Source organism: Varunaivibrio sulfuroxidans, from assembly GCF_029318635.1.
GTDB lineage: Bacteria > Pseudomonadota > Alphaproteobacteria > Rhodospirillales > Magnetovibrionaceae > Varunaivibrio > Varunaivibrio sulfuroxidans.
This window is the reverse complement of sequence record NZ_CP119676.1, coordinates 412,323-437,678: the sequence shown is the minus strand read 5'-3', so window position 1 is coordinate 437,678 and position 25,356 is coordinate 412,323. Positions and strand designations below refer to the sequence as shown.

General features: G+C 54.9%; 26 protein-coding genes and 1 tRNA gene. 6 read left to right on the top strand and 21 right to left on the bottom strand.

Annotated elements, in window-relative coordinates:
- Positions 1-28: 28 nt before the first annotated feature.
- The 10 genes from hfq to P3M64_RS01895 form a co-directional block, all read right to left on the bottom strand.
- Complete coding sequence (gene hfq, locus P3M64_RS01940; RefSeq protein ID WP_132939521.1) at positions 29-271, bottom strand: RNA chaperone Hfq; 243 nt, start codon at positions 269-271, stop codon at positions 29-31.
- 265 nt (positions 272-536) lie between these two features.
- Complete coding sequence (locus P3M64_RS01935; protein WP_132939522.1) at positions 537-1,229, bottom strand: HAD family hydrolase; 693 nt, start codon at positions 1,227-1,229, stop codon at positions 537-539.
- Positions 1,226-2,089, bottom strand: coding sequence for a D-amino-acid transaminase (locus P3M64_RS01930; RefSeq protein ID WP_132939523.1), 864 nt, complete (start codon positions 2,087-2,089; stop codon positions 1,226-1,228). Before P3M64_RS01930 ends, P3M64_RS01935 begins: the two co-directional genes overlap by 4 nt.
- 36 nt (positions 2,090-2,125) lie before the next feature.
- On the bottom strand, positions 2,126-3,502 hold the full coding sequence (gene trkA, locus P3M64_RS01925; protein WP_132939524.1) for a Trk system potassium transporter TrkA: 1,377 nt from the start codon (positions 3,500-3,502) through the stop codon (positions 2,126-2,128).
- A 206-nt stretch (positions 3,503-3,708) separates the two neighbouring features.
- Complete coding sequence (gene ntrX, locus P3M64_RS01920; protein WP_132939525.1) at positions 3,709-5,106, bottom strand: nitrogen assimilation response regulator NtrX; 1,398 nt, start codon at positions 5,104-5,106, stop codon at positions 3,709-3,711.
- A 97-nt stretch (positions 5,107-5,203) separates the two neighbouring features.
- Positions 5,204-7,471 carry a sensor histidine kinase NtrY-like gene (locus P3M64_RS01915; protein ID WP_165886355.1) on the bottom strand — a complete coding sequence of 756 codons (2,268 nt, stop codon included), beginning with the start codon at positions 7,469-7,471 and terminating at the stop codon, positions 5,204-5,206.
- An 8-nt stretch (positions 7,472-7,479) separates the two neighbouring features.
- Complete coding sequence (ntrC, locus tag P3M64_RS01910) at positions 7,480-8,916, bottom strand: nitrogen regulation protein NR(I) (RefSeq protein ID WP_132939527.1); 1,437 nt, start codon at positions 8,914-8,916, stop codon at positions 7,480-7,482.
- A complete protein-coding gene (locus tag P3M64_RS01905; RefSeq protein WP_132939528.1) occupies positions 8,913-10,061 on the bottom strand; it encodes a two-component system sensor histidine kinase NtrB in 1,149 nt (382 codons plus the stop codon). The genes ntrC and P3M64_RS01905 overlap by 4 nt, the downstream gene beginning before the upstream one ends.
- The gene (gene dusB, locus P3M64_RS01900) at positions 10,058-11,044 is read right to left on the bottom strand and encodes a tRNA dihydrouridine synthase DusB (protein WP_132939529.1); all 987 of its coding nucleotides are present in this window, start codon (positions 11,042-11,044) and stop codon (positions 10,058-10,060) included. The genes P3M64_RS01905 and dusB overlap by 4 nt, the downstream gene beginning before the upstream one ends.
- Positions 11,045-11,174: 130 nt before the next feature.
- Entirely contained in the window at positions 11,175-11,993 is an 819-nt protein-coding gene (locus P3M64_RS01895; protein WP_132939530.1) for a cytochrome C assembly family protein, read from the bottom strand.
- Positions 11,994-12,152: 159 nt separating this feature from the next.
- Between P3M64_RS01895 and P3M64_RS01890 the strand changes: the two genes are divergently transcribed.
- Both P3M64_RS01890 and P3M64_RS01885 read left to right on the top strand, forming a co-directional pair.
- Positions 12,153-13,349, top strand: coding sequence for a bifunctional 2-C-methyl-D-erythritol 4-phosphate cytidylyltransferase/2-C-methyl-D-erythritol 2,4-cyclodiphosphate synthase (locus P3M64_RS01890; protein ID WP_132939531.1), 1,197 nt, complete (start codon positions 12,153-12,155; stop codon positions 13,347-13,349).
- Between the two features lie 467 nt (positions 13,350-13,816).
- Positions 13,817-14,752 carry a response regulator gene (locus P3M64_RS01885; protein ID WP_165886356.1) on the top strand — a complete coding sequence of 312 codons (936 nt, stop codon included), beginning with the start codon at positions 13,817-13,819 and terminating at the stop codon, positions 14,750-14,752.
- Between the two features lie 64 nt (positions 14,753-14,816).
- On the opposite strand, the gene cutA is transcribed toward P3M64_RS01885, so the two are convergent.
- Positions 14,817-15,194 carry a divalent-cation tolerance protein CutA gene (cutA, locus tag P3M64_RS01880; protein ID WP_132939533.1) on the bottom strand — a complete coding sequence of 126 codons (378 nt, stop codon included), beginning with the start codon at positions 15,192-15,194 and terminating at the stop codon, positions 14,817-14,819.
- A 58-nt stretch (positions 15,195-15,252) separates the two neighbouring features.
- Here cutA and P3M64_RS01875 point away from each other — a divergent pair, with 58 nt between their 5' ends.
- Positions 15,253-15,513: a hypothetical protein gene (locus tag P3M64_RS01875; RefSeq protein ID WP_132939534.1), complete on the top strand. Its 261-nt coding sequence runs from the start codon at positions 15,253-15,255 to the stop codon at positions 15,511-15,513.
- Between the two features lie 967 nt (positions 15,514-16,480).
- On the top strand, positions 16,481-16,816 hold the full coding sequence (locus P3M64_RS01870) for an STAS domain-containing protein (RefSeq protein ID WP_132939535.1): 336 nt from the start codon (positions 16,481-16,483) through the stop codon (positions 16,814-16,816).
- 119 nt (positions 16,817-16,935) lie between these two features.
- Here P3M64_RS01870 and P3M64_RS01865 read toward each other — a convergent pair whose 3' ends face one another.
- Positions 16,936-17,286: a hypothetical protein gene (locus P3M64_RS01865; RefSeq protein ID WP_132939536.1), complete on the bottom strand. Its 351-nt coding sequence runs from the start codon at positions 17,284-17,286 to the stop codon at positions 16,936-16,938.
- A gap of 200 nt (positions 17,287-17,486) precedes the next feature.
- Between P3M64_RS01865 and P3M64_RS01860 the strand changes: the two genes are divergently transcribed.
- The gene (locus P3M64_RS01860) at positions 17,487-17,960 is read left to right on the top strand and encodes a hypothetical protein (protein ID WP_132939537.1); all 474 of its coding nucleotides are present in this window, start codon (positions 17,487-17,489) and stop codon (positions 17,958-17,960) included.
- 243 nt (positions 17,961-18,203) lie between these two features.
- On the opposite strand, the gene murD is transcribed toward P3M64_RS01860, so the two are convergent.
- Positions 18,204-19,640, bottom strand: a complete 1,437-nt coding sequence (murD, locus tag P3M64_RS01855; protein ID WP_132939538.1) for a UDP-N-acetylmuramoyl-L-alanine--D-glutamate ligase — start codon at positions 19,638-19,640, stop codon at positions 18,204-18,206.
- Between the two features lie 157 nt (positions 19,641-19,797).
- On the opposite strand from murD, the gene P3M64_RS01850 reads away from it, so the two are divergent.
- A complete protein-coding gene (locus tag P3M64_RS01850; RefSeq protein WP_165886357.1) occupies positions 19,798-20,457 on the top strand; it encodes a FecR family protein in 660 nt (219 codons plus the stop codon).
- Between the two features lie 135 nt (positions 20,458-20,592).
- On the opposite strand, the gene P3M64_RS01845 is transcribed toward P3M64_RS01850, so the two are convergent.
- From P3M64_RS01845 to P3M64_RS01810, 8 genes are all read right to left on the bottom strand, one after another.
- Positions 20,593-20,669: transfer RNA gene (locus P3M64_RS01845), tRNA-Pro, on the bottom strand.
- Between the two features lie 99 nt (positions 20,670-20,768).
- Positions 20,769-21,221, bottom strand: coding sequence for a MerR family transcriptional regulator (locus P3M64_RS01840; protein ID WP_132939540.1), 453 nt, complete (start codon positions 21,219-21,221; stop codon positions 20,769-20,771).
- A 34-nt stretch (positions 21,222-21,255) separates the two neighbouring features.
- Entirely contained in the window at positions 21,256-21,561 is a 306-nt protein-coding gene (ihfA, locus tag P3M64_RS01835) for an integration host factor subunit alpha (RefSeq protein WP_132939541.1), read from the bottom strand.
- A 170-nt stretch (positions 21,562-21,731) separates the two neighbouring features.
- A complete protein-coding gene (locus P3M64_RS01830; RefSeq protein ID WP_132939542.1) occupies positions 21,732-22,709 on the bottom strand; it encodes a beta-ketoacyl-ACP synthase III in 978 nt (325 codons plus the stop codon).
- A 3-nt stretch (positions 22,710-22,712) separates the two neighbouring features.
- Entirely contained in the window at positions 22,713-23,765 is a 1,053-nt protein-coding gene (gene plsX / locus P3M64_RS01825) for a phosphate acyltransferase PlsX (RefSeq protein WP_132939543.1), read from the bottom strand.
- Positions 23,766-23,805: 40 nt separating this feature from the next.
- Positions 23,806-23,991, bottom strand: coding sequence for a 50S ribosomal protein L32 (gene rpmF, locus P3M64_RS01820; RefSeq protein WP_132939544.1), 186 nt, complete (start codon positions 23,989-23,991; stop codon positions 23,806-23,808).
- Between the two features lie 85 nt (positions 23,992-24,076).
- Complete coding sequence (locus tag P3M64_RS01815) at positions 24,077-24,562, bottom strand: YceD family protein (RefSeq protein ID WP_165886358.1); 486 nt, start codon at positions 24,560-24,562, stop codon at positions 24,077-24,079.
- 140 nt (positions 24,563-24,702) lie between these two features.
- A complete protein-coding gene (locus P3M64_RS01810) occupies positions 24,703-25,314 on the bottom strand; it encodes a ubiquinol-cytochrome C chaperone family protein (RefSeq protein WP_132939546.1) in 612 nt (203 codons plus the stop codon).
- Positions 25,315-25,356: the final 42 nt, after the last annotated feature.

Sequence of the window (25,356 nt, the reverse complement as noted above, 5' to 3'; positions counted from 1 at the left end):
ATGAGGAGACCAAAATAATGTCGGCTGTTTAAGCGTCTTCTTCGGGTTCGAACAACTGAACGGGATTGGACGGCATGACGGTTGAAATGGCGTGTTTGTACACGAGTTGGGTGTGCCCGTCTCTACGCAGCAGGACGGAAAAATTATCGAACCAGGTGACAATTCCCTGCAATTTAACGCCGTTGATCAAAAAAACCGTCACCGGCGTTTTGTTCTTGCGTATGTAATTGAGAAAAACGTCCTGCACGTTTTGTGATTTCTCGGGTGACATGGGCGTATCTCCCCCTCTTGTTTTTTTGTTATTGTATATTGATGTAAATCAATAAATTAAGCGTCGAGAGCACGTAAAAGCCAAAGAAAAATTCCTCGACCGCCCCCAGCGAAGATGACTTGGTCCTGCTATGCCACAAATGATCAACGAAAGGCAAGCCCAAGAGCCGAGATTTATCGCCGTCTTTGTCGAAAGGATCAAGTGAAAAAACGACGGTGACATAAACAATAGCGTGTTTTTCGGATAAAAAACGACGTCCGAGACTTCACAGGGGCGCGCGCGCCTTAACAAAACCGCCGAGACCGCGGCAATCGCCGAAATGGAGCGCCGGAGAGTGCGCAAACTCGCCAGGCTCCGGCGCTTCGGGGCGCAAAAGAACGCCGACACATCCACTGCCGGCGGCGCATTCCATATCGATCGGGCTGTCGCCGACAAACCAAATGGCGCCCTCTTCTCGGGAGACGCCGTCGAGCGCGCGCAAGACCGGATCCGGCGCCGGTTTATCGCGTGGACAATCATCCGCCCCAACGATATGGGCGAAGTGATCCGTCCAGCCGAGGTGCGCGGCCTCACGGCGAAGAATTGGGCCTTTTTTGTTGCTCACCACGGCCAAATACACGCCTTGGTCCCGAAGATCATTCAATAAATTTTCCGCCCCCGGCAGCGGCGTCAGACGATCGAGGTGAATGGACTGGAAGCGTGCGTAAAAATCGTCCCGCGCCTCCATCCAACGCGCCTCGAAGAGTTCGGGGAAGCTATCGCGTAAAGAACGGGCGACGCGCCGGCGGGTCTCGCCAAAAGTCCATGGCGCATGACCAAAAGCGCGGAGAGTCCCATTCAACGCCTCGTGAAGGACAGGCCATGAATCGATTAGCGTATTGTCCCAATCGAAAATGACCGCCCGCGGAAAAACTGAAAAATCCTCGCGCGGAACCGAAACGGAAGGAACCGTGCTCATGGAGCTTCCCCTCCCCGCTCCATATGCGCGGCATAAAGGTCCAGAAGTTTCAAACTGAACGGCCCCGGCTCGCCGTCAGCGATCACCCTATCGTCTATTTTCACGACGGGCCTTAAAAGAGCCGTGCTCGATGTCGTGAACGCCTCCGCGGCTTCGGTGGCCTCTTCGAGGCTGAACGGGCGTTCCTCCAGAGATAACCCATTTTCCCGGGCGAGTGCGATGATTCTCTGGCGCGTGATGCCGTTGAGAATGGCGCCTCCGGCGTCGCGGGTGACCACCCTTGCGTCCCCGGTAACGATCCAGGCATTGGAGGACGCCCCTTCGGTGATGTTCCCCGCGTCATCGACGAGCCATGCCTCGAAGGCTCCGGAGCGCACGGCTTCTTGTTTACTTAAAATATTAGGTAAAAGAGATATCGATTTAATATCGCAACGTTTCCAACGTGTATCTGGTCGTGTAATCACGCACACGCCCTGGCGGAAGTGCGACCGCGAAAAAGGTTTCAGTCGGCGCGCGGTCATGACGATGCTGGGCTTCATTCCCTCGGGAAAAGCGTGATTGCGCGGAGCGACTCCGCGGGTAATCTGAAGGTAGATCATACCATTATCGATACGATTTTTTTCAAGCAGCCGACGCATGATCAAACCGAGAGGCGCGCGATCCATAGGCGCCGCGATCTCCAGGGCGCTCAGCGACCGCTCTAGGCGATCCAAGTGTCCGACCTCGTCAATCAAGCGGCCATTTTGCACGGCGATGACTTCGTAAACGCCATCGGCAAATTGATAGCCGCGGTCTTCAATATGCACCCCGGCGCCGCGTTGGAGTTCGTAGCGGCCATTGACGTAAGCAAAAAGCGCCATAAAATGCCCCCGGATAAAACGGTAAAATGTTTGAGACTAAAAATATTCCAACTGAACGGAAAACAGAGCTTCAACCTTGCGGATGACGCTGGCCTTGGCGAATAAGACAACGCGATCCTTGGCCTGAATAACGGTATGTCCGCGAGGGCTGATGACTTCTTCGCCCCGGACGATGGCCCCGATCAACACGCCCTGGGGCAAGTTGACCTCACGTAGCGGTGAGCCGACCAGGGGCGAGGTTTCCAGCGCTTCGGCCTCGATCAGTTCGCCAAAGCCGTCGCGCAAGGCGTGCACGGAATGTATGCGGCCCCGGCGAACATGCTGGATAATGGTCGATACCGTGATGTTGCGGGGGCTAACCGCGACGTCGATCCCCAGGGACGAAATCAGCGGCTCGTATGCGCCCTTGTTGATTAACGTGATCGCCCGCTCACAACCCATTCTTTTGGCCAGAAGCGACGATAGAATATTGGTCTCGTCGTCATTGGTTACGGCGATGACGGTTTCCGTAATTGCGGCGTTCGCCTCTTCTAGTATTTCAGAATCGAGAACATCGCCGTGAATCACCATCGTCGTCTTCAAATGCCCCGCAATCGTCTGCGCCCGCTCGGCGTTGTTTTCGACAACTTTAACGTTAAGATTGGGGTAGGTTCTTTCCAGCTCTCCGGCAAGGAACAAGCCGATATTCCCACCACCGAAAATCAGCAGTCTGCGCGCCTCCGTTTCCTCGTGACCGAAGGCCGCCATGGCGCGTTCTTGCTGACTCGCATCGACCACGAAATAGACTTCGTCGCCCGCGAGCATCTCGTCCTCTCCGGAAGGAACGACCGCCTCGCCCGCGCGCATTAGGCCGATGACGACGATATTCAGGTCGGGGAAAAGTTGGGTAAGTTGGCGCAAGGGCGTGTTGATTAAAGGGCACTGCTCGTCAAGACGCACGCCAAGCAACTTAACCCGGTCCCCCGCAAGGGCGATCATTTCGAAAGCGCCGGGAACCTGAAGACGGCGCATCACGGCGCGGGCGACCTCGATCTCCGGGGATATGATGACGTCAATCGGCAGGTGCTCGCGAGAAAACAAATTCGCCCACATCGGTTGTAGATAGCTCTGATGGCGTACGCGGGCGATCTTGGTTGGAATATCGAAGAGGGAATGGGCGACCTGACAAGCGATCATGTTCGCTTCATCGGCGTAGGTCACCGCGACGATCATGTCGCTATCGGACGCCCCCGCACGTTCGAGAACATCCGGGCGCGAAGCATGCCCGACGACCCCCTGCACATCCAACGTATCGCTGATACGACGGATCAGTTCGGGAGATTGGTCAATGACGGTGACGTCATTGTTTTCCTGCGCCAAATGCCGTGCGATATTAAAGCCGACCTGTCCGGCGCCGCAAACAATCACTTTCATGCGATAATTTCCATCTTGATGGCCATCTTATGCCACGATCAACCTTATGCCACGATCAACCTATGCTACGATCAACTATGACGTTTTGCGGGCGACCGTGACGTCTTGCAGGTTTCCCCGCACTCGCCCCCTCCCCACGCGGACATCCGCCGAAGTCTTGAGAAAACAAAAATTACTCCCGACCATCCTCTTAACAAAGCGAATTCTTATTCTCCTTTGAGGACGGTTTCCGCATCGACGCCAAGCGCCTTTAATTTACGGTGCAAGGCGGAACGTTCCATGCCGACGAAATTGGCCGTCTTGGAGATGTTGCCGTTAAAACGACGGACCTGAGAAATAAGATATTCCCTTTCAAACATCTCCCGCGCCTCGCGCAGGGGCAGCGCTAATATTTCTGTGTTTCCCGTGGCCGCCGGAACCTTCGCGGAAGAGCTGCGCAATTCACCCGGCAACATATCCGCGCGGATCGCCATAACCGAATCCCCAGGGGCAAGGATCAATATGCGTTCGATGACATTTTTCAACTCGCGAACGTTGCCCGGCCAATTATAGGCCTGCAGGGCGGCGATGGCGTCATTGGCGAGGGTACGGGGAGATCGACCGTTGTGCTTGGCGACATTATTCATGAAATACTGCGCCAGGATGGGAATGTCGTCGCGCCGGTTTCTAAGCGGCGGAATTTCTATGGGCACCACGCTCAAGCGATAGTAAAGATCCTCGCGAAACCGCCCCGCGGCGATTTCATCCTGGATTGCGCGAGTCGCGGCGGCGACAACGCGCACATCGACCTCGATACGCGCCGTTCCGCCCACTCGGGAAAAAATTTGTTCTTGTAGAACGCGGACAATTTTCCCCTGCGTTTCAACGGGCATATCCGTAATTTCGTCCAAAAACAACGTCCCGTTATGCGCTGCCTCGAAAAAACCGATTTGGTGATTACCGTTCGCCTCGTCATTTTTCTCGACACCAAACAACGCGCTTTCCACCCGGTCGGGAGCCATGGTAGCGCAATTAACGACGACGAAGGGGCCTTTGCTGCGTGGTGACGCACCATGAAGTTTCCGCGCGGCGACCTCCTTGCCCGACCCCGAGGGGCCGGTAATAAGCACCCTGGAATTGGCCGGGGCGACACGCTCGATCGTTTGGCGCAGCGTAGCCATCACGCTGGACTGACCGATCAGATCGTCATCACTGTCTGTGCGTAGACGCAACTCTTCGAGTTCACGTTTCAGTCGGGCGGCTTCCAAGGCCCTTTCCACGACCAGAACCAAGCGGTCGGCTTTGAAAGGTTTCTCGATAAACTCATAGGCGCCCTGCTTAATAGCGTTGACCGCCGTTTCAATCGTGCCGTGACCACTCATCATCACGACCGGCAGGCTCGGGGCGTGTTTTTTGATGGCGCCCAAAATTCCAAGACCGTCAAGACGACTTCCCTGCAACCAAATGTCCAAAAGAACGAGGTCCGGTCTGCGGGTTTCGATATGTTTCAAGGCGTCGTCGCTATTGGCGGCAAGCCGGCAATGATGGCCTTCATCTTGAAGAATTCCAGACGTCAAAACCCTGATATCGGCTTCGTCGTCAACAATGAGGATGTCGTTCGCCATGATGTTCCCATGAAAAAATATGCGTCCCGACCGCCGGAAATTTCCGCTTAGCGAGGCGAAATGATAATTAAAAAAGATAGCGCGCGCGTTTATTTTTCTACAAAATCATGGTGATCCGCGCACCGCCCGAGGGGCGGTTTTCAAGGCGCAGATCACCATCGTGATCCTCCATTATTTTTTTTACGATCGCCAAGCCCAACCCAGTGCCCTTTTGGCGTGTGGTCACATAAGGCTCGGTCAGGCGATCGATCATGTCCGCCGCCAATCCCACGCCGTTGTCTTCGATGATGATGCGCACGGTTTCCTTGAGGGAGGCGTTATCGAGGGCGTCGGAGGCCTTTTCTCGCCGGGCCGACATCCTCTCGGTTGAAACCGCCAAAGTAATCCGTCCTGCGAGTCCACGTTCGCCCCCACCGTCGATCGCCTCGGCGGCATTTTTGAGTAAATTGGTCAAAGCCTGGGCGATTTGCCGCCCATCGCAGACGGCGTAGACGTCATCATCGGGTAAATTCAGGATATACTCAATGTCTGGTTTGGAGGTACCGTCCGGGAGCTCCCCGTTGCGCAAATCTTCCTTGCGGTTGCGTTCGAGAAAAAAAACGGTGCGGCAAATATCGGAAATATTTTCCCGCTTCATAACCGGCTCGGGCATCCGTGCAAAGTCTGAAAATTCATCGACCATGCGCCCGATATCCCCGACCTGACGAACAATCGTATCCGTGCACAACGTAAACGTTTCCGCATCATTTGTTATTTGTTTTAAATACTTACGCCTTAAACGTTCAGCGGAAAGTTGAATTGGCGTTAACGGATTTTTGATTTCGTGGGCGATGCGTCTGGCGACATCGGCCCAGGCGGCCTTGCGTTGCGCGGACAATAGCTCCGTAATATCATCGAACGTCAGAACATAACCGATGACTTCCCCCTCCAGGTGTTCGGCGACGACATTGACGATCAAGGTTCTTGGGCGTCCGTCGCGCACGATCGAAATTTCAACCCGCGCCCCACGCTCCGGATTGGTTATCGCGCGTTCGATAATTGTGTGCATTTCCGGCACGGCGTCTTCAAGACGGCGGCCGATATACGGATCCAGATCAAGCCCCAAAAGCTCCGAGGCCGAACGGTTGGGCAGGTGCACATGGCCTCGCGCGTCAAGGCCGACAACCCCCGCCGACACGCCGGAAAGCACCGTTTCCGTAAAGCGTCGGCGCTCATCCAACTGACGGTTCATTTCGATCAGGCCTTGTTGCTGGACGTCCAGGCGATCGGTCATACGATTAAAAGCCCGCGCCAGCGTACCAACCTCGTCGGTGGACGCCGGCGCGCGTACGCGCACACTGAGATCCCCGGCGCTCACTTTTTCCGCCGCCCCAATCAAGCGCGTAATCGGCGTCGTCAACTGGGTCGCGAACGAAATGCCGATCCACACCGCGGCCAATAAAAGCAACAAGGAGACAACGATAAAAATAACGACAAAAGTAATCTGGATGCGGCCACTGCGTTCCTGCAGTCTCTTATAGAGGCTTTCCGCCTTGGTCGAGGCGTCGATATAACTCATGACCTGGGGATCGACGAAGCGCCCGACCAGCAGATAGGCGTCGGCAAACTGATTGAGGCGCAGCAAGGCCCGCACGCGGTCATCGGCGTCCGATGTCAGAATGACGATCTCGCCCAGATTGGCCCGGGTCAAAGCGTCTTCAGGAATATTGATGGTTTGCGTCGGCGACAGTCGCGCACGGGCGCGCACGGCGCCTTTGGAATCGATCACCAAGGCTTCCGGCAGGTTGCGCAGTACGGCCTGGGTCGATAACACCGCGTCGAATTGGTATCGGCTGCGCACCAGGGACGCCGCTTCACTGTTTAGGTCGTCGGCCACCGCAAGGGCGACCGCGCGGATCGATTGCCGATGTTCGTGGAGGTAAGCCGTCGCCACCGAATGAGAGGCCTCAAGGGCGGTACGGACTTTATCGGAAAACCAAGACTGGATACCGAAATTCAAAAAAAGCCCGGCGAAAACGGCGACAAGAATCGCCGGGGTCACCGCGACCATGGAAAACATGAACACCATGCGGCTGAGCAGGCCCGACCCGGCGCTTTTGTTGCGCCGATCGATCCACATCTCCACCAAACGCCAGGCGATGACCGCGCCCAGCATCAACAGCAGCACTCCGTCCAAGCCCAATAAAACGAGGACGGTCTGCGGATCGACGCCATTCTCACCCGCCGAAGTTCCGGTCAACGCGATGAAGGTCGCCGTGCCCGAAACGACGGCGGCGACGACCAGAACCAAAGCCAAAATCCGGGGCAATTTGACGCGCCGCGACCAGATGCGAAAACGGATCAAGAGGCGCGCGTAAGGGGACATCCGCGCATTCATCGCCCGCCACGTACGATCGGAATGTTGAGCTCGCGGATTTTTTTACGCAGGGTATTGCGATTAAGACCAAGAACCTCGGACGCCTTGACTTGATTGCCTCTGGTCGCCTGCAACGTCAACAAAATCAACGGACGTTCGACCTCGCGAACCACTCTTTCGTGTAATCCCGAGGCGGGAAGCGCCTTGCCGTGAGCGGAAAAATAAGTCTGCAACTGCCGTTCGATCACCGCCGAAAGCCCCCCAGAATCATCCGGCGCCGGAGCCATGGGCACACTATCGTTCAGTTCGGTTTCAATAGCCTCAAGGCCGATATCTTCCTCGGCGCATAATGCGGCCATGCGCTTGATCATGTTTTCCAGTTCACGCACGTTGCCCGGCCACGAATGGCGCTGTAGGCGCTCCATGGCCTCCGGAGAAACCGTCTTCCATGGCAACCCTTCGCTGGCGGCCAGCGAAATGAAGTGGCGCACCAACTCGGGAATATCGTCTACCCGTTCGCGTAAGGGGGGCAGGCGAATTGGGGCGACGTTGAGGCGGAAGAACAAGTCTTCGCGAAACAACCCTTGGCGGATCAGCTGCTTCAAATCGCGGTGGGTGGCGGCGATGATGCGAACATTGGTTTTAACCGGCGTCCGCCCACCAACCGTGGTATATTCGCCCTCTTGTAGAACGCGCAACAATCGGGTTTGCGCCTCGGGCGGCATGTCGCCGATTTCGTCGAGAAACAAGGTTCCGCCCTGGGCCTGCTCAAAACGCCCGACGCCCCGCTGCGTCGCCCCGGTGAAGGCGCCCTTTTCATGGCCGAACAGCTCGCTTTCGATCAGTTCACGCGGAATGGCCGCCATATTGATCGCGACAAACGGTTTTTTTCGACGCTTGCCGTAATCGTGCAGGGCGCGGGCGATCAGCTCCTTTCCCGTGCCGCTTTCTCCCGTGATGATAACCGACAGGTCGGTATTCATCAGGCGCGCCAGGGTTCGATAGATGTCCTGCATCGAACTCGAACGCCCAATCAAGGGGAGATCTTCACCTTCCTCTCCGCGCGCGCGGTCGGGTTGTGCGCCGCGTGGCGTTTCCAAGGCGCGGCGAACCACGCCGAGCAGCTCATTCAAGTCAAAGGGCTTGGGCAAATATTCAAAGGCGCCCCGTTCGGTGGCCTTGACGGCGGTCAACAAGGTGTTTTGCGCGCTCATCACCAAGATACGCAAATTGGGGCGAACCTTAAGAATACGCGGAATAAGATCGAGCCCGTTTTCATCGGGCATCATCACGTCGGTAATCACGAGATCGCCCAGACCCTCCTTAACCCACTGCCAGAGTGACGACGCATTGCCCGTTGTTCGAACGTGATACCCCGCCCGCCCGAGGGCCTGGTTTAACACGGTGCGGATCGCCTCGTCATCGTCGGCGATTAAAACGGTTTTTGCCGTCATTCGCGCGTCCCTTCCCCCGTCTTATCCGTTGTCTGCTCCATCGCCAGCATAACCCGAAAAACAGTTCGTCCCGGTTGAGATTCAAAATCGATCACACCGCCATGGTCTCCGACAATCTTCGCCACGAGGGGAAGCCCCAGCCCACTCCCCTTGGGTTTGGTGGTCACAAACGGATCAAAAATATAGGTTTGAACATCTTCCGCCATGCCCTGACCATTATCTTGAACGCTAACCATCAAGGGAAGATGCACTTTGCTTTTCGATCCCGGCATCGCAAACCGAACGCCGTGCTTGTAGGCGGTTTTTAAAATGATTTCCCCTCCAATTTCAGGGCACGCCTCACAAGCGTTTTTGACCAAGTTGACGAAAACTTGCATCAATTGGTCTCGGCTGCCCCTAACCGGCGGCAGCGAGGGATCGTAGTGTTCTATGAAACGGACGTGCCTGCCGAAACCGCTTTCGGCCAACCGGCGCACCCGATCGAGAACAAGGTGGATATTAACCGCTTCGGCTACGATCGGGCCGGTTTCGGAGAAAACGTCCATGCGGTCCACCAGGGCGCAAATACGATCCGTTTCATCGCGTATCAATGTTGTCAGTGAATGATCTTCCGCGCTGACGCTACTTTCTAGGAGTTGAGCGGCGCCACGTATTCCCGACAACGGATTCTTAACTTCATGGGCGAGCATGGCGGCCATCGCCGACACCGAACGCGCCGCGCCGCGGTGGGTAAGGCGGTGATCGATTTGATCGGTGATCGAACGCTCGCGAAGGGAAAGAACCGTGGCGCCGGGCGTTTCCAGAATCATCGACGCCTGGGCGTTGATCAAGTAATGGCCGAATAACGGCGAGCGCAGATGGATGCCATATTCGGAAACCGCGTACGCACCGGCGCGAATTTGCACGACCAGACCGTATATAGGATTGTCCTCGGGGATGAGCTCGCGAAAAAGATACTTCTTTTTCAATTTGTTCGCGCTGATTTTAAAGAATTGTTCGGCGGCCCCGTTAACATACATGATGCGGTCATCGGCGCCGATGACCATCACCGTCTGGGTCAAGGCGTTCAACACGGCGTCGGCATCGACCTGCGTAGGCGCTGTGCGCGGTTTTCTTTTTATCGAAGTTATACTGTCCGTCATCATGCCGCCACTTGCTCGATCAAGGGGGTATAGAAAGCGCGCAGCAGGGCGATCACATCTTTCGGGTCGGAGAGACGCATAACCTCGCGGCGAAATTCGGACGATCCCGCCAACCCCTTGGAATACCAGCCTAGGTGTTTGCGCGCGATACGCAGCCCCGCCTCGACGCCGTAGTGACTGAGGATGGCGTCGTAATGTTCGAAGATTATGTTCAACTGCCGGGATAAATCCGGATCGGGTAATTTTTCCCCGGTCCGAAGGTAATGATCGACCTGAGATAAAAACCATGGCCGACCATAGCTGCCCCGCCCGACCATCACACCATCGGCGTTGGCGCGACGGATCAAATCTTCGGCATCCTCGACGGTGGTCACGTCGCCATTGCCGCACAGCGGAATGGAAACGGCGTCCTTGACTTCCGCAATGAAATCCCAATCGGCCCGGCCACGGTACATTTGGCACCGGGTCCGGCCATGCACGACGAGAGACCGTATGCCGCTCTCCTGTGCGATTCTCGCCACTTGTGGCGCATTTCGGGAATTGTCGTCCCATCCCGTGCGCATCTTCAACGTTACAGGAAGCGACACCGCGCCGACGACGGCCTCGAGAATTTTACCAACCAGCGCCTCGTCCTTCATCAACGCCGATCCGGCATAACCCTTGACGACTTTTTTCGCCGGACATCCCATATTGATGTCGATAATCGCGGCCCCACGGTCGGCGTTTAATTTCGCCGCTTCGGCCATGATTTCCGGTTCATTCCCGGCGATCTGGACCGCCATCGGATGCTCGTCGCTGCATGGCGTGGACATGCGCATGGTCTTGCGCGCGGCATGGATCATCGCCTTGCTCGCGATCATTTCCGAAACCACGAGACCGACGCCGAGCTTACGCACGAGACGACGGAAAGGCAAATCGCTGACGCCACACATGGGGGCGAGCAACACGTTGCTCGGCAGTGTGACGGGGCCGATCGTATAAGACATATGGGACTCATCTAAATTGACGAAGGATGTGACTTTGCCTATTTATTGTGCATTTTTTCATATTTTGCAACGCAATTGCGCCTGCATACGTCAAAAGTCCCGGAAGAACTGTTACAATGACGGCTTCGGCTTATGCGCCGCCGCCCACCATCAGCACATCGGTGACGAATTTCACCCCCAGATAACCCAGGGTTAACAGCAGGTAGGCGACGAGAACCATGCGCGCCGCCTTGCGTCCACGCACGGCGCTGGTGTACCGCGCCACGATCAAGACTCCAATAACGCAGAAGGCCGCTAAGCTGAAGATCGTCTTGTGATCGAAAATCATGACCACGCCGGTTTCGCCATACTGCGCGATCATGCCCGTCACGAGGTCCAGGGCGAGAAGTCCCTCGCCCAAAAACAGCATCCCGATTTGCAGTCGCTCACAATCGGCCGCGGAAGGAAGCAACCGGGTGAGCATTGTCGGTCGTTTGGTTTTCAAGGCGCGTTCCTGCAAAACCGCCCCCAGCGCCGCGACCGCCGCGATGGTGACCAAACCATAAGTAAAGACCGAGATCACGATGTGTGCTTCGAGCCAACTTCCGATGCCCCCCACGGCGCCGGACAGTGGCTGCGCGGGGGCGTGTTGCCAAGCCAGAGCGAGGAGCCCCATGCCGAACATATAGGGCGCCAGCAAAGGGGTCAGGCGTAAAGCTTCACGGTTGAACAGACCAACCAAGAAGAACAAAACCATTGCCGCACTGATACTCACCCAAAGCGTGGGGGAAATTCCCGTATGCCATGTCCCCGATAACAAAGCCGTCGTGCGCGCCACCGGACCGATGACGGCGACCGCCAAAAGCACCCAAAAAATCCCCGTTCGGGTGGCGTTTTTTCTTAACGACACGATGCTTACAGGCACAAGAGCAAGCAAGGCGGCCAGGCTAAAGATAAAAGCATCTGCCATGGTGCGGGGCATCCTTTAAGTCTGAATTGGGCGCATCCTCCGATCCGCCGGGCTAAACCTGACCGACCACGCGAGACTTGGCAAGATCCCAAGAGGACATTAGATTGAGCCGCGGCCTCACGGCGTTACCCAGATTAACCGAATTGGATAAAAAACGATATGGCGCGATGCATCGCCCTGATCGTCGCCGCCGGACGGGGAAGCCGTTTCGGCGCCGACATGCCCAAACAATACGCCATGATAGGACGGCGCTGCGTGCTTGCCCATGCGGCGCAGGCTTTTCTCGATCATCCCGAGGTGGACGCGGTTCGTGTCGTGATACACCACGACGATGAAAAACGTTATCGCGAGGGCACGAAGGGGATGAACCTGATGGCCCCCGTTTTCGGTGGGACCACACGCCAGCAGTCGGTGCGCGCCGGGCTAGAAAGCCTGCAGAATGATCATGTCGATGTGGTGTTGATCCACGACGGCGCTCGTCCCTTCGTCTCGCCCGCCGTCATATCAAACGTGATCGCCGCCGTTAAAGACGCCGCCGGGGCGATCCCCGCCCTGCCCGTCGTCGATACGTTGAAACGCGGACGGCGCGTCTCGCAAACGTCTATACAGGCCGGAGAGACCGTCTCTCGGGAAAATTTGTGGCGGGCGCAAACGCCGCAGGGCTTTCGCTATGACGCCATCTCCTTGGCGCACGAAAAGACTCGGGGGCAATCAATGACCGACGATGACGCCATCGCCCGGGCCGCAGGTCTGGATGTTGAAATAGTGCCCGGCGATGAGGATAATTTCAAAGTCACGACCCGGGAAGATTTATCCCGTGCGCGTCGGCTTCTGAGAGAGCGTATGGACATCGAGGAATACAGGTCGGGGGCCGGCTACGACGTCCACCGCTTCACTGCCGGAGATCATCTTTATTTATGTGGAACGCGGATCCCGTTCGTGCAGCGCCTAGAAGGACATTCCGACGCCGACGTCGCTTTGCACGCGCTTTGCGACGCCCTTTTAGGTAGCATCGCGGATGGCGACATAGGAGACCACTTCCCCCCCTCATCGCCTCAATGGAAAGGCGTCGATTCAGCTACCTTCGTTCGGTTCGCCTTGGAACGTATCACGCAACGCGGAGGACGCCTGATCAACGTCGATATAACGATCATCTGCGAAGCGCCAAAAATCGGGCCGCACCGCGAAAGTATGCGCAACAACTTGTCGGAAATTTTAGGCATTGGAACCGATCGTATCAGCGTTAAGGCGACGACGACGGAAGGTCTGGGTTTTTGCGGGCGCGGCGAAGGCATCGCGGCTCAGGCGTTGGCGCAAATCGGTGTTTCCCATGGAACGCCCCCTCGACACGAATAAACGACCGTATCGCGACAGCCGGCTTCATCGCCGGGGATATCTCCCCGTTGTCCCACGCGATTTCCCGCCCCAAAGCCGTTTCGGACGACCTGCTACCGTTACAAACCGTTGCCGACGACGAGGAAAGCATGTATCCTCGTAACATATCATTATGATTTTAAGGTTTAATTGTAGAAACAATCCGGCACATTGCGCCGATACTTGAAGATCGTGAAATTCGGCTCGAACGGGGTGATTTATAGATCTAAGAAAAAGATCGACGCCTATCGGCTATTTAGATTTTACGACACATGCCAAACCACGCCGGAGCGGCCCGTTTTTCCCGGCGCAAGATGTTTCTCCGGACATCTAGGGGTTTCGTTTTCGGAGGCAAAAAAAACAATGTGAAAGAGGCCGGCGATACGCCCACGCTGCCGACACGGGTCGTCGCTTGGGGGGCAAGTCCCGCCTTTAGGGGAGCGCTGGACATGAAACGTTTCAATTTCGAACAAGTCCACCTCCTTCTGATCGACCAAGATAGCGTTATCCGGCAAACCCTGCGTAATATTTTAACGGATAACGGGTTTCGCAATATTCGCCTGGGTGCGGATCTTTTCGATCTGAAGTCATCGTTCAAAACGCTGGAACCGGACCTTCTGATCTGCGATATGGATATTGGAGAGTGCGGTCTCGCCCCTTTTATCCATAAACTTCGCCATCATGATATCCCTGCAAACCCATTTATTCCCGTCATCGCGACAAGTTGGAGCCCAACACCGTCCGCCGTGCGCCAAATTATCAACGCAGGCGCCGACGACCTCCTGACAAAGCCCCTGTCCGCGAGTCAAATTCTCAGCCGCATCAAAAGTCTCGTTCTTGCGCGCAAACCGTTTATCGTGACCCACGAATATATCGGCCCGGAACGTCGAAAACCCGATGCCGCGCGGGAGGCGACAATTCCGCAATTTCCGGTCCCCAACGTCTTGCGCGCCAAGGCATTGGCGCAGGGCCGGATCGACCCATCAAGCATCCAGCAAGCAATCGACGAGGCCGTCGCAACCGTCAATTTTCTAAAATTGGAACGCGACGCCTTTCAAGTTCTCTACCTTGTGGATCGCATCGTCCCTGCCCTGGCTATGTTTGGCGAAGCGGACGAAGCCACGAAAATGATGATTGACCGCCTGATATACCTTGCCGAGGACATGGTGCGACGCATTAACAGGACGAAATACGCCCATGTCGCCGAGCTTTGCGAGAGCCTAATGTCCGTGACGACAAATTTGCGCGATAGCCAGGGTTGCCCGTCCCTCAAGGATGTCAACCTGCTTAAGCCGCTGGCCCAGTCGATCCACGCCGGATTTGCGCAAAAAGACGTCGAGGCGGCGCAAATCGCACATAAAATATCGTCCACCGTCAAGCGTTGAGGTGTTTTGCGCCCTCGACCAAGACGATCCACGTAACAGTCTCGCCAAATTAAAGGATCTTCGCCTAAATTGAAGTTTGGGTTTTAATCCAATGAATAAAATCCGCGGCGCCGCCAACGATGGGAACCGAGACGATACACGGGCATTCATAGGGATGAAGCGCCTTGACGGCTGCAACCAAGTCCGACATCACCCGATATTGCGTTTTAAGGATAACGATACATTCCCGGTCATGGCGGACTTCGCCTTCCCAGAAAAATATTGACGTCATATCTTCGATGAGATTGGCGCATGCCGCAAGACGTTGATCGATCAGGTCGCGGGCGATGGCCTCGGCGGTTTCACGGTCTGGAGTCGTCAGATAGACCATAACCGCCTGTGTCGAGGTAGGGTTCTCGAAAGTCGAGGGCGTTTGCCTGTCGCGATGTGGCGCCGTCGTCATTGTTCCAACCCCTCGGTCTTATGGCACAGACAAGAAAACAACCATGGAGCCTAAAAATATGCCCCAAAGGAAAAAATCTTCAACGGAAAAAAAAAGCGCCCACGCGCCAAGCGACTCTCAGGCGAAATGGTTGCGCCGTGGATTGTCGCAGCCCGGTGGAAAGCTGCCGCTTTTCGATGAAAAAGGGCAAAAAATAAATTTGCGAACGGTTGAAAGTTGTATTCGGAACGGATGGGCCGAACCGTGGTTCGACAACCCACTTAAGCCCGACTGGATCGTCTGCAAGTTAACTTCGGCGGGGCGCGAGATTCTTGAATAATTTCTTCCTAAGGGTCGTCTCTCCACTTCAAGACACAAGGCATTCTCCATATTCAAGAGGTTTAGGGTCAGTGACCTATTCACCTCGTAGCCCCAAAAGAAAACCCCCCGTGGAGGGGGGACACGGGGGGGCAGTCTGTTTGTGTTTCTTGGTGCTTTAGGGGCACTTTTATTTTTTTGGACCCATTTTTCAAACTGTGGGTTTCTTTTTATAGGGGCAGTCTGAAGAAACAGAACTTCATGGGGAGGGGGAGGAGGTCTATTCCGTCTCCGTCAGACTGTTAACCTATTATAAGCATATGCCATGCCAAACTCTCTCCTAGAGAGCATTTTTACCTAAAAACAAGCCTTAAGGGGGATAATTTTTTCTGAAAAACGGAACCACCCAGCCAGACAGAAAAGTTCCTACTTATACAAAAAACATTTTAATTTTAATGTGTTAGGATGTTTTTTTTAAATAATTTTTATGTTTTTTTGCTATCGATATTCGACCTGAAACGTTAACGTCGCGCTTAATTTTCGCCGATTTCTTTCATCAAAATGAAACCTTTTTTAAATTTTTTTTTGCATTTTAAAAAAAACAATTGTCTTTCTTGTTTAGTTTTACCCCAATGAGGCGATATGCGATTCGCATCCTGCAATTAAGGTCCTCAGCTTCGCGAATCGAAAATGTAAAATTCTTTCTTTGTATTTTTATCCACAAGGCGTCAACAAGAGATGCGATATTGTTGGGAGGAATTCCGGAAGGAACACAGGTTATCCAGCGCCACCTGCTCTTTACTCTATAGCTATCGCATTGAGGGGGCGGACGAAACGCGCAGCAATGCTTCATGTACCTTTATCGTCTTTTTAATTTTTTAGATTCCGATAGGTGGGAACAACTTAATTGCGGCACAAAAATCGCATATGGATGGCAGGTGCACTCGGCACAACGTAATGAAAAAACAAAAAAAGGCGCGTAAGCCATCATGAAAACAAACGTACAAATAGAAACAACCCACGAACGGGCGACACTTGTGTCCGTTAAGGGAAGCCTTGAACTGGAATCGGCGCTTGAGCTTCGAGAAACTTTATTACAAGCCATTTCCAGCGCTCACCTAATCATGGTCAAGCTGGCGCGAGTAACGGAGGTTGATGGCTCCGGCATCGCGTGCCTTTTGGAAGCCTATCAAAAGGCTGCTCGGTTAAACAAAAAATTTGTTCTGGTCGATGTTTCTCAAACGGTCTCTCGGTATCTTGAGACAGCGCAATTGGGGGAGGTTTTGTGTTTTGCTCCCGACGTTTCCACTGCGCATACGCTCTAACCTCGCCCCCTCCAAAAAGCCTCATATAAACAGCCCCGTCGCGCACCTGGCGCGGCGGGAGCGATGGAAATATCCAGAATTTAAAAATTACAGGAAAATTTGACGATCCGAACGCTGAATCAGCTAAGATCAACATCCACGTAGCCACGCTCGATAGCATAACGTAGCGCTTCGAAGGCGGCCTTGCCCTCCTCGTACATTTCACGAGCATTGCGCAGTCTCTGGACACTCTCCTGGGTCGGTTCCAGCGCGTGGTCCGTTGTCGAAATCTGAAACGCGGCCTCAAGATACGTCGCCCGCATGCGGGCGACGACAACAGCGAAGGACAAAACGGATTCTTTGTTCAGAGTCGGTATTCGGCTGTGAATGATCTCACGATTGGCAATCTGCAGCCCCTGCTCAACCTCTCCGAAAAACCGTTTTTGGTCCATCAGCCTTTTGTAATCATCTTTTTCCGGGTTATTCGACATTTTCAGCGTGCACCCCTAACTTATGCGTTGTTCGCCGTTTCTCCTCGCGACATTTAGGCAACGAGAAGCGATCGTCGGACTTCGACACTATATAAACATAAGGCCTGTTGGCTAAATTCCCAATCGAAGAAATGGAAAACAGGGTCATAAGGATATAGAATAGTTTTAATAACCGATAGAAACCCAAGGAATACCGTTTGATGAGGAATCCCCGTGCACAAAAATGCCGTAAGCCGATCATCTTCCGGCATCTCGAAGAAGAAGAAAAAGAATTGCTGCGCAAGGAGCCGGGCGCGTTAAGTGTCGCCGCCTTCCGTCATAAAAAGTGGCGTGAAATTCATAAATACCTCCACAATCACCCCTTTCACGTCAACTCGGCCCTTGAGCGTTCACAGCAGTGGCGGCGTGTTTTCGATTTTATGCGCACGATCGTCGAAGAGGACGAAATCACCGATTGGCTCCTTGTTCAAATTGACGTCGCCAATAACCTCGAACGGGGTATACGCGATCTTCGTCCGCGGAAAAACGGTCCTTGTTATGACGTTTTTATGGAGTTCATACGCGACAGAAAACGCAAGGCCAAGGTCGTTCATCGCTGGCTGCAAGACGCCCAAACTCAGGGTTCCGCACTGACGTGGAGCGTTCCCGATCAGATGGGGCTAAAAAACACATAATTTTATACTAGGGCATACATAACTCAACATGCTGATTTAAAATGAAATATTATATTTTTACATAATTTTTAAATTATAAAAAAAAGGTCTGTGACGTAGGTCACAGACCTTTTTCATAAAAGGCGGCATAAAGGTCATGCAAGGTCACGGTTCATACGGAACCACGATCTTCCCTCAAGAGCACAAAACTTGGGCTGGCCCTGAATAAGGCGCCAGCCTTTTTTTGTTTTTCGAGAAAACGGTTCAAGGGGTTGCTCGATGACAAATGCCCTGGGCAATTTCCCTAAACGCATCGCCACGCTCCATAAAATTTTTAAACTGATCGAACGACGCACATGCCGGAGACAACAGCACGACGGCATCCCCCACCCCATCCTCGCGGGCCGCAGCGAAGGCGTCATTGACGGCCGCCCGCAAGATTTTCGATTGGCTGATGGGAACGACACCCTTTAGAATTTCCCCAAAGGAATCGGCGGCGTCTCCGATGAGAAAGGCGCGGCGCACTTCTTTCAGATGCGCCAAAACGCCATCAAGGCCATCATCCTTGGCCTGGCCGCCGGCGATCCAGTAAATATTTTTATAACTATCCAACGCCCGCGCACAGGCATCCCCATTGGTCGCCTTACTGTCGTTAATAAAGGTAACGCCATGGCGGGACCCTACGCATTCCTGGCGGTGAGCCAGCCCAGGGAAAGACCGTATGGCGGCCTGCGCATCGTCTAGCGCCACGCCGGACAAGCGCACCGCGGCATATGCCGCACAGGCGTTCTGTGCATTATGGCGCCCACGAAGGTTGGCGCACTCACGGATGTCCAAGACGGGCGTTCCGGGGACGCCGTCCAGGGCGTCCATCAGGATATAGTCATCCATATACACCCCAGCGAAAACCTCGCCCGTGTTCTTTGTGGCCTCCCGCATATACGCCGAAGCGCCCGCCATGATCGCAACAACCCGCCGCTGTCCGCGCGCGTGGAGACGAGACAAAATTTCCCGGGATGTCGCATCATCGGCGCCGACGACCGCGCTAAGAGCACTTTCCTCCCGTGTTTCAAAGATTCTCTCCTTGGCGGCGACATACCCCGCCATTCCACCATGGCGATCCAAATGATCCGGGCTGATGTTCAGTAAAATGGCGATGTCGAACACACTCTCGTGCAGCAGTTCCAATTGATACGAGGATAACTCGAGAACGTAAACGCCCCCCTCTTCCAAGGGGCTGAGCGCAAGTGCGGGAATACCTAAATTCCCCCCCACTTGCACCTGGCGGCCTACTTTTTCGAAAATATGGCCAATCAGTGCTGTCGTGGTGGATTTTCCGTTGGTTCCGGTAATACCGATAAAGCGTGATTTTCCTTGGGCGAGAGTCAACAATTCGACGTCGCAGACGATGGGGCATTCGACCTTTTTCGCCAATTGCGCCACCGGGTGCGGACGAGGGTGGGTATGCGCAATGCCCGGGCTTAACAGCAAGTAATCGAACTTTTCCGCCGTCCAGTCGAGCCCCGCCAAATCGACGGGTTCGACGCCAAGCCCCAAACATTCGCGGCGACGTTCGTCCGCGTCATCCCAAGCGAACACCTGTGCACCACTGGCCCGCAAAGCGTCAACACTGGCCATACCGGAGACGCCCAACCCCAAAACGGCAATCTTTTTATCTCGAAACAAGCTATTGATGATCATCGAAAACCGTCGCCTATAACAAATGTCGTGGTTCTTATACCCCTGTACGGTATCGGGCGGAAACACAATTGCGCAGGATATTAACCTTGATCCGTGCTCTAGTGTGGGTTCAAATACGCGTAAGCAATCAATGCAAATCAATGATTGGTTTTTAGGTATGAACAGACGCACCACCATTAAAGTCATGTTCGCCCCTTTCGTCGCCGGAATGTATGGACTGTTTAGCGGTCGAATGGCGCAGGCGGCGCAGGACGCGTCCACCCAACAAGCATCGGGAGAAAAAGCCGGAACGGTCTTACGCGTCAAGGGACGCGCCGTCGCGGTGTTGGACGCCATATCGAGGCCCCTGGCGCCCGGTGTCGCCGTTTTTATCGGAGACATTCTCTCGACGGGGGCTGATGCGCGCCTTGAAATTAAAATGATCGACGACGCTCTATTCACCCTTGGCGAGCGAACATCGTTCAATGTTTTTGATTATTCTTTCCAGAACGGCGCTACCTTGAATTTGGTGTCCGGCGTGCTCGATGGAGCCAGCGGCCTTATCGGAAAACAAAACGATCGAGGAATAACCATCAACACGCGTTTGGCGACGATTGGGATTCGGGGTACCAAATATTGGATTGGGGATATGATGGGCGCATTTCAAGTCGCGCATTGGTCCGGCGGCGGCGTGGAGGTTCGCACGGATGCGGCGAGCGTACGCCTCGAAGACCCCAAGGCCGGTACAATCGTCCGCGCACGCAACCGCCCGCCAACGCCCCCCATGCCATGGGGGGCGGATCGGATGTCCATGGCCAAAAAAATGGTTTCTTTTTAAAAACGGGTTGAAACAGGAGACCTCCATTCAAAATGGGGGATGCGCCAACACGCCATAATTAAGAGCTCCCGACCCTAGACTTTATCGCGCCTAAAAAAAGAAAAAGGGATGGGTCATAGGACCCATCCCTTTTTTTGGTCGGAGCGGCGGGATTCGAACCCACGACCCCTACACCCCCAGTATAGTGCGCTACCAGACTGCGCTACGCTCCGTCCGACCGTGTTGATTTCGCTTCACAAAGTGACAGCGCGCGCACTATACGCGCCGCCGCTGTGATGTGCAATGGCGGTATTCACCTTTGATGGGGATTTTTATAAAAGGTCCCGCAACGCCTCAAGTTCACCCAACACCGCCCGCAAATCATCCCGATGAGAGGCGCGTCGAGGCGATGGATCGGGGGCGTCTCCGTCGTGTTTCGAGCCTCCATCGGGAGAGACGGAAGACGGCGCCAGGCGCTCTTCATCCGACAGGGGGATATCCCCCTCACGCATGAGCTTTTGCACGCCCTTTATCGTGTAACCCTTATCGTAGAGTAAAGTGCGGATTTGGCGCAGCAGAGCGACATCCTCTGGACGGTAGTACCGTCGCCCGCCCCCTCTTTTCATGGGTTGTATTTGGGCGAATTTGGTTTCCCAGAACCGTAAGACATGTGAGGCTAGGGAAAGCTCATCGGCAACCTCGCTGATCGTACGAAAGGCGTTCTCCGACTTTCCGTTTCGCCGCTTTTTCGCGGCGGCGTAGTGCGTTGAAGGATGAGTGGACATTCGAAAAATCCGCCTTATCCCAGTTAGATGAAGATCAACGGGAGGAATCCGACTCGTTAATGCGCGATTTCATAACCTGGGATGGACGAAAAACCAGAACCTTGCGGGGAAGGATCGGCACCTCCTCGCCGGTTTTAGGATTACGTCCAATACGCTGTCCCTTTTTACGCACGGAAAAACTTCCAAACGATGAAATCTTCACCGTCTCCTCGCGAACCAGGGCTTCGGACATGTAATTAAGGACCGCCTCGAGAAGAACAGCGGACTCATTTCGCGATAGGCCGACCTCTTGATAGACCGCCTCGCTCAACTGTGCGCGTGTAATGGTTCTATTTGCCATCGTTAGTCCCAGGTTCCACTTTAAGGTCAAATAACACTCAAGGGTATCGCGTGACGATTATTGCGTCAATATCAAAGGGATGCCGAAAGCCATCGGAAACGTAACTTGTGCATCGCAACATCAAAGCGTTTCGTGCCGCACGGGACACGCTCAAGCACTCCGAAGGCGACCTACCAGCGCACCAGCGCCGCGCCCCACGTTAGACCGCCCCCCATGGCTTCCATCAGAACAAGGTCGCCTTCCTTAATTCGCCCATCACGCACAGCTTCATCAAGAGCCAACGGAACGGATGCGGCGGAGGTGTTGGCGTGCTTGTCCACGGTGACGACGACCCGATCGGGCGCAACACCTAACTTGCGGGCGGTTCCGTCCAAAATTCGTTTGTTGGCTTGATGGGGCACGATCCAGTCGATATCGGACTGATCCAGACCGTTGGCGTGGAGCGCCTCGACAACAACCGCCGCCAAATTGACCACGGCGTGACGAAACACTTCACGGCCCGACATACGCACGTGGCCAACACTTTGCGTGGAGGACGCCCCTCCATCGACATAAAGAAGATTGGCGAACCTGCCGTCGGAATGCAAATGCGTCGATAAAATTCCCGGCGGGCGCGCGTGCGATCCGTCCGTGGTTTCCCCACGCAGGACGACGGCCCCCGCGCCGTCGCCGAAAAGAACGCAAGTTGCGCGGTCTTCCCAATCGAGAATACGCGAGAACGTTTCCGCCCCGATCACCAGAACCGTTTTCGCCTGCCCGGCGCGAATAAAATTGTCGGCGACCGATAATGCATAAATAAATCCCGAACAGACCGCCTGAACATCGAAGGCGGCGCCGCGCTGCATCCCCAGCATGGCCTGCACCTTGACCGCCGTCGAGGGAAAGGTGTTGTCGGGCGTCGTGGTGGCGAGAACGATCAGATCGACCTCGGCCGCGTCTACCTGCGCGCGCGCCAGCGCGGCCCGCGCCGCCTTGAAGGCGAGATCGGATGTATATTGTCCGTCGGCCGCGATATGGCGCTGGGCGATTCCGGTGCGCGATCGAATCCACGAATCCGAGGTATCGACGGTTTGCGATAGCGCCGCGTTGGTAAGAATTTTATCCGGAAGATACGATCCGGTACCGATAATACGCGCGCGAACGGACATCCTTTACTCCTCCTGCGATGCCGGGTCTAAGGAAGAAGGCTCCACGTTCAAACGGGCGAAATCGGCTTTGATTCCTTCGTTCAATTGGTCCTTGATCAATTTATGCGCAACTTGAAGCGCACAGGAAAAACCAAATGCGTCCGTACCGCCGTGGCTTTTCACGCATACCCCGTTCAACCCTAGGAACATCGCGCCGTTGTAGCGCCGGGGATCGAAGCGGTCGCGGAACTTATTCAGGGCGGGCATTGCGACCAAGGCGCCGATTTTACCCAATAGCGAGGATTTAAACGCGGCGCGCAGGGAGGTACTGAAAAGTCGCGCCGTCCCCTCCGCCGTTTTCAAGGCGACATTTCCCGTAAACCCATCCGTGACGATAACGTCAACGGTTCCCGCGCCAATGTCATCGCCTTCGACAAAGCCATAAAACCGGATGGGCAAATTCGTATCGGACAAAATGGCGGCCGCCTGCTTGACCGAGTCATGCCCCTTGAGGTCCTCACTGCCGACATTCAAAATACCGATTGTCGGCTGATTCAACTTCAAGACATGACGGGCGAACACTTCTCCCATGACGGCGAACTGAACCAAATTATCGGCGTCGCATAGGATATTCGCGCCAAGATCCAGCATCACGCATTCGTTGCGCAAGGTGGGAAAATAGGTGGCGATCGCCGGACGATCTATCCCCGGCAATGTTTTCAAGACGAACTTCGCCATCGCCATTAACGCGCCGGTATTACCCGCCGAAACCACGCCGGAAGATTCGCCGGAAGCCACCGCATTAATGGCCAGACGCATCGAGGAATTTCGTCCAGAGCGTAAAGCCGCGCCGGCTTTTTCGTCATTGGACACCGCGTCCGGGGTATGACGGCATTCGGTCAATGCCTTGACGCGCGGAAACCGGCCGAGCAAGGGAAGAATCTTGCTCTCGTCACCAAACAACAAGAAACCCAAGTCAGGCATCCGCTTGAGCGCCAAGTCCATGCCTTCGATCACCACAAAGGGCGCGTCATCGCCACCCATAGCGTCGACGGACAAGATTACCCGCTCGGTCAAAGCCTATACCTCGCTTTTAAGTGCGCTGAAGGAGGGTGTTTCAGGCCGCCGTGCCCGACTCCAGAACCTCGCGTCCATTATACTGGCCGCACGCAGGGCACACATGGTGCGGCTGCTTCAATTCACCACACGAAGAGCATTCTTCATATTGCGTCGCGCCAAGGGCGTCATGGGCGCGGCGTTGGTTACGTCTGGATTTTGATACTTTTTTCTTAGGGACTGCCATTTTCGTTACCTTTTCAAGAATCCCGGAAGGGAAACGGGGTGCTTAATTAAACAAAAAAACATGCCGGGGCAAGACAATACCCGGTTTATGATTTTTCATCCGCGTTTTGTTTAAGTCTCTCGAGAACGGAAAAAGGACTTTTTCGGCCCGTTACCCTCGCCTCGACGCCGTCATTTTCGCCACTTTTCTTCGGCGCATCGACGGCGACATCGACAAATGATGCGCCATGTACCCGCGGATAGGGGGTGATTTCAAGGATTAATTGTTCCGCAACGCACTCGCCCATGTCAATTTCACCGTTCACGATTGGTTCCGGAGGGTCGGCGTATTCCTCCCCTGCATCCGAATCATGCCCTTTTTCACTTCCCCAGTATTCAGGAGAATCAAGGCTATAGGAGACGCTAAACACGCAGTCGATGTTTTCCGCAACGGGTTCCTGCGTGACCGTGCAGGCCTGAACGACCCGGCTCGACATTTTTGCCGTCAACACGAAGGCGCCCCGTCCCCCCGGCGTTACACGCACATCCGCTTGCAACCGTTCAATCACAAGCAAGGAAAAACGCCGGGCCAAGGCGGCGCACTCATCGTGGGAGGCTGTAATCACGACATGATATTCGTCGCGAATTTTATCGGCTTTGACGGGGCGGTAAAATTCGCTGCGTTGGATCGCGGTATCCAGGCGATTTTGCGCCGAGGGGGTTGTCGCGTGGATCATTGAATTTCCTCACCTTGCGCCGTTCGTTCTGGTGTCGGTTGCGGCTTCACACTTCCGGGCGTGGGTATTGTAGGCGGTTCGGCGAAACGCACCCGCCCTTCGCATAAGGTTGCGATCGGCTGGCTATCCAGCAGTTGGACACATGCCCGCGTGTAATGCGCCATGCGCAAAATGCGCGCGTCATCCAACCGGTCACTTCGGTAAATATTACGCGCCAGCGCCGACACGAGCGCCGAAACGTCATCTTCCTTCAACGCACCGTCGTAGGCGCCGACGCGACCACTGAAGCTTTCGGTCATCGCCCGTAGTTTGTGCAGAACGCCGTCATCGCCGATTCCCTGTTCGCGCAAACCGGTCTCGAGATCGTAAAAAAGGATATCATAAAGACTCTGCGCGGTGCGCCGTGTCTGATGTCGCGCCTGCCCCAGACGCCGAAGAAGCACAATCGTGTGCAAAAAAATCATATCCACGCGACCGTCCAAGGTATCGGCGACGCCATATTCAAGGTAAAATGAGGGACGTCGCGCCTGGGCGACCAGCGCGCCGTACAGGCTGTGCGCGGCGCTTTCCGAATGATCGGGCCTCCATATGCGACGAAAAAGTTTCATGGGCAATCTCACGACATCTGTTTTGCGACACGGACCAGCGAT